Source organism: Psychromarinibacter sediminicola (assembly GCF_029168335.1).
GTDB lineage: Bacteria > Pseudomonadota > Alphaproteobacteria > Rhodobacterales > Rhodobacteraceae > Psychromarinibacter > Psychromarinibacter sediminicola.
This window is the reverse complement of sequence record NZ_JARGYC010000202.1, coordinates 1-1,028: the sequence shown is the minus strand read 5'-3', so window position 1 is coordinate 1,028 and position 1,028 is coordinate 1. Positions and strand designations below refer to the sequence as shown.

1 protein-coding gene is annotated in these 1,028 nt (G+C 70.0%); it reads left to right on the top strand.

The features are described from left to right. Positions 1–527 precede the first annotated feature (527 nt). Positions 528–1,007 carry a hypothetical protein gene (locus P1J78_RS24940; RefSeq protein ID WP_275570070.1) on the top strand — a complete coding sequence of 160 codons (480 nt, stop codon included), beginning with the start codon at positions 528–530 and terminating at the stop codon, positions 1,005–1,007. Positions 1,008–1,028: the final 21 nt, after the last annotated feature.

Below are 1,028 nucleotides of genomic sequence, written 5' to 3'. Positions count from 1 at the left end.
GCAGCGCCGCCTCTCGGCGATTGCTGTGCAATCGCCTGTCGGCAGGGCATTTCGTTTCGAAATGCCCGAGAGACCCGCCCCCCCGGGGCGGCGCTACTGGCGAGGACGGTGCCAAGTGCCCGGCCTACATGCTTATGTCTCTGGCATCGCAAAGCTCGACCGCGCCCCGTCGGGTCGGCGCTGCACGGCGTTCCGCTCGACCGGGCCGCTATCCGGCAAGGCCGAGGACGTCGTGTCGTGTGGACGGGCGGTCTTTTCCCGACAGGAAGCGGCGCAGGCGCACAGCAGAGCGCGCGCCCCTCGCTGACCCGATTCCGCGTGGCGCGGCGGTCGCGGCGGCGATGAACCCGGCTGTGCGCGCGGCGGCGCCGGAGCCCGTAACCGGCTGACCCGAAAGGCCTTTCCGGCGCCCGTTATCCGATGACACCCCCCCGATATTGCCTGTCTGACAGCCCCGGGGCCACCTTATGTCGCATCGCGGACGCACCCCCCGCGTCCCAATGACTCAGACTCAAAGGAAAGCCCTTATGACTCGCAAATTGATCACCCTCCTGGCCGGCGCCGCCGTGGCGCTGGCGGCCCTGCCGGCCTCGGCCGAGCCGACTGTCCACCTGCGCTCGACCTCGCCGCTGACGGTGCGGACCTATGACAATTTCAGCGCCCCGAGCATGTATTCCCTCTTCGGCGGGATGCAGCACGGCCCGTCCTACGTGACGCGCAGCCCCGACCGGACGCTGACCGTGGTGCCGGATGTGAAGCGGTATCCGCTGAAGCTGTCCTTCGCCTGCGTCGTCTCCGGCACGCCGGTGGAGTTCCCCAACGACATCCGCATCTCGAACCCCTACGACTTCGCCACCGGGGCGGTGCAGGTGGCCTACCTGGCCCCCGGCAATCACAGCGGCCTGGTGAATCTGCCCGCGCTGGCGCCCGGCGAAGGCGTCTTCGTCTCGAACGCGGTGCCGGGCGGGATGACCGCCGGCGCCCCCTGCGAGGCGGTGCAGAAGTAACCCCGGCGCGCCGCCGGCCCC